Genomic DNA, 3,397 nt, shown 5'->3' on the forward strand with positions numbered 1-3,397 from the left:
TCGCGAGCCGCCTGCAGGGCTTCGGGACGACGGTCTTCGCCGAGATGAGTGCGCTCGCGGTCGCCACCGGCTCGATCAACCTGGGGCAGGGCTTCCCCGATCACCCCGGCCCGCCCGAGGTGCTCGACGTCGCCCGTGCCGCGATCGGCACGGCCGCCGACCAGTACCCGCCCGGCCCGGGCATCCCCGACCTGCGGACCGCGATCGCCGAGCACCAGCAGCGCTTCTCCGGCCTGGCCTACGACCCCGACACCGAGGTGCTGGTCACCGCCGGCGCCACCGAGGCGCTCGCCGCGGCGATGCTCGCGCTGCTGGAACCCGGCGACGAGGTCGTGCTGCTCGAGCCGATCTACGACAGCTACTCCGCCTCGGTCGCGATGGCCGGCGGGGTGGTCCGGCCGGTGCCGCTGCACCCGCCGGCCGACGGCGTGGGCAGGTGGACCTTCGACCCGGACGACGTGCGCGCAGCCGTCACCCCGCGGACCCGCATCCTGCTGCTCAACACGCCGCACAACCCGACCGGCACCGTCCTCACCGCCGAGGAGCTGGCGTTCCTCGGCGGGCTGGCGGCCGAGCACGACCTTCTGGTGCTCACCGACGAGGTGTACGAGCACCTGGTGTTCACCGGCGCCCGGCACGTCTCCCCCGCGACCCTGCCCGGCCTGCGCGAGCGCACCCTCGTGGTGAGCAGCGCCGGCAAGACGTTCAACGTCACCGGCTGGAAGGTCGGCTGGGTCTGCGGGCCGCCCCCGCTGGTGGCCGCCGTCCGCACGGCCAAGCAGTTCCTGACCTACGTGAACGCCGGGCCGTTCCAGCCGGCGGTCGCTGCCGGGCTGCGGCTGCCCGACGCGTACTTCACCGGGATGGGGCAGGACCTCGAGGCCCGCCGGGACGTGCTCGTGCGCGGCCTCCGCGCGGCGGGCCTGCCCGTGATCAGCCCCGAGGCGACCTACTTCGCCACGGTCGACGTCCGCGCCGTGCAGCCCGACGGCGACGGCCTGGCGTTCTGCCGTGCACTGCCGGAGCGGGCCGGCGTCGTCGCCGTGCCGTCGGGTGTCTTCTACACACCTGAGCACGCGCACCTGGGCCGGCACCTGGTCCGGTTCGCGTTCTGCAAGGCCGACGCGGTGCTCGCCGAGGCCGTCGAGCGCCTCCGGCGGTTGGCATGACGGGGGCCAAAAGCACGCTTTTGGCCCCCGGGGATCAGGGGGGACGGCATGAAAGGGCCAACAGCGTGCTTGTGGCCCTTCGGGGGGATCGGGAAAGGGAGGGCATGAGGATCGCGGTGGTGCAGCACGACATCGTGTGGGAGGACCGCGAGGCGAACTTCGCCCGGCTGGCCCCGCAGGTGGCCCGGGCGGCCGCGGCGGGGGGCGACCTGGTGCTGCTGAGCGAGACGTTCTCCACCGGCTTCTCGATGACGCCGGGCATCGGCGAGCCCGAGGACGGACCGTCGGCGACGTTCCTGCGCGACCGGGCCGCCGAGCACGGGATCTGGGTCGGCGGGAGCTGCCCGGAGATCGCCGACGGCGTGCCCGGGGGCGAGGCAGAGCTCCCGTACAACTCGTTCGTCCTCGCCGGCCCCGACGGCAGCGTGCACCGCTACCGCAAGCTGCACCCGTTCACCCATGGCGGCGAGCACGAGCGGTTCCGCGCCGGCGAGGCACCCGTGACGGTCACGATCGGAGGCGTCCGGATCACGCCGTTCGTCTGCTACGACCTGCGCTTCGCCGACGTGTTCTGGCGGGCCGCCCCGGACACCGACGTGTACCTGGTCACCGCGAACTGGCCGGCCGCCCGGCGACTGCACTGGACGGCGCTGCTGCAGGCGCGGGCGATCGAGAACCAGGCCTACGTCGTCGGCTGCAACCGGGTGGGCGCCGCCGCGGACGGCACCGACCACGCCGGTGACAGCCGGATCGTCAGCCCGATGGGCGAGCTGCTGGCCACCGCCGCCGGCATCGAGACGCTGCTGCTCGCCGACGTGGACCCCGCGGAGGTGACGGCCACCCGGGAGCGGTTCCGCTTCCTGGCCGACCGCCGCGGCTGACCGGTGGAGCGTGCCACCCGCCCGGGGGAGTTCGCTGTAGTCCCTCAAGTTGGCGGGTCCCGCGTCCGATGCGTGCGGCATGGACAGGGGAGCACCGCAGCCGGCGCGGTCGCGCCGTAGCCGCTCCCTGCGCGGGCTCGCCGTCCAGCTCTGGGCCGTGGGGCTGACCTTCGTGCTCGTCGCCCTGCTGGTCGTCACCTCCTCGCGCGCCGCGTTCGTCGCGCAGAACGACAACCTCCTCAACCAGGTGACCGCAGCCGCGGTGGACCTGACCGACGACGACGCCGCCACCGCGATGTTCGCGGACGTCCGCGGCCTCGCCCCGGGGGACGTCGAGGAGCGCTGCATCGCCGTCACCTACACCGGCTCGGTCGACCCGACCGAGGTCAGGCTCTACGCCGCCGCGCCCCCGACCGGGTCGCTGGGTCAGTACCTGGACCTGACCGTCGACATCGGGGCAGCCACCGGCGCCCCGTTCCGCGACTGCACCGGGTTCACCTCGACGGCCACGCTCTACGACGACACGCTGGCCGCCTTCGCCGCGGGCCGCACCGGCTACGCCGACGGCGTGAGCACCTGGGACCCGACGGCCGGCCCGGACACCCGCACCTTCCGCTTCCGGCTCTCGCTCCAGGACGTCACCGCCGCGGAGGGGCAGACCGCCACGTTCGGGTTCTCGTGGGAAACACGGACCGGCTGAGCGCCCGCACGGGCGCGGCCGGGCGGCCGTGGCAGCGCACGGCGCTGTACGGCGCAGGCACGCTGAGCATGCTGCTCATCTCGATGGTGAGCAGCCTGTCGCTGTGGATCGCCCTGCCGTGGGTGTTCCTCGGCTGGTCCCCGACGCTGGTCACCAGCGGGTCGATGGAGCCGCTGGTCTCCCCGGGCGACGTGGTGCTCGTCCGTCCGGTGCAGGCGAGCGACCTGGTGGCCAACACCGTCGTCCTCTACGACCGCCCCGACAGCGGCCGGGTGCTCCACCGCGTCCTCGAACAGCTCCCCGACGGCACCCTGCGCACAGCCGGCGACGCCAACCCGGTGCCCGACGGCGAGCCCGTCCGCCTCGACGAGGTCGAGGGAGCCGCGGTGCTGGCCGTGCCGTGGGTCGGCCGGCCGTCCCTGTGGTTCGCCCAGTCCCGCTACGAGTTGCTGGCCGGCGCCGCCGTCGTGCTGCTCGTCGTCCTCCGCCTGGCCCCCCGCTCGTTCGACCCCGCCTTCGACCCGTGGTCCTCCGGCACCCGGGTGAACCCTGCCGAGGTCCTGCTGGGCCGCTCCAGCGGGTCGCCGGCCGACCGGCGCACCACCGCCGGCGACCACCTGCTGCCCGCGGCGCTGCACGCCGCCGTC

4 protein-coding genes are annotated in these 3,397 nt (G+C 74.2%); all 4 read left to right on the top strand.

What is annotated here, in order from left to right; translation table 11 throughout:
• The coding region (locus tag A6V29_RS03545; protein ID WP_137159016.1) for a pyridoxal phosphate-dependent aminotransferase at window positions 1-1,169 on the top strand (1,169 nt) is incomplete at its 5' end.
• 104 nt (window positions 1,170-1,273) lie between these two features.
• Window positions 1,274-2,050, top strand: coding sequence for a nitrilase-related carbon-nitrogen hydrolase (locus A6V29_RS03550; RefSeq protein ID WP_137159017.1), 777 nt, complete (start codon window positions 1,274-1,276; stop codon window positions 2,048-2,050).
• Window positions 2,051-2,129: 79 nt separating this feature from the next.
• Entirely contained in the window at window positions 2,130-2,750 is a 621-nt protein-coding gene (locus A6V29_RS03555; RefSeq protein ID WP_137159018.1) for a type 2 periplasmic-binding domain-containing protein, read from the top strand.
• Window positions 2,729-3,397 (top strand): signal peptidase I (locus A6V29_RS03560; protein WP_137159019.1); only part of this gene is annotated, 669 nt, incomplete at its 3' end. The genes A6V29_RS03555 and A6V29_RS03560, both read left to right, overlap by 22 nt.

This window comes from Blastococcus sp. CCUG 61487, assembly GCF_005222955.1.
GTDB lineage: Bacteria > Actinomycetota > Actinomycetes > Mycobacteriales > Geodermatophilaceae > Blastococcus.

Bases quoted from the DNA above. Each gene is read 5' to 3' on its own strand.
- A6V29_RS03550 (WP_137159017.1), top strand. From the start codon at position 1,274: ATGAGGATCGCGGTGGTGCAGCACGACATCGTGTGGGAGGACCGCGAG.
- A6V29_RS03555 (WP_137159018.1), top strand. From the start codon at position 2,130: ATGGACAGGGGAGCACCGCAGCCGGCGCGGTCGCGCCGTAGCCGCTCC.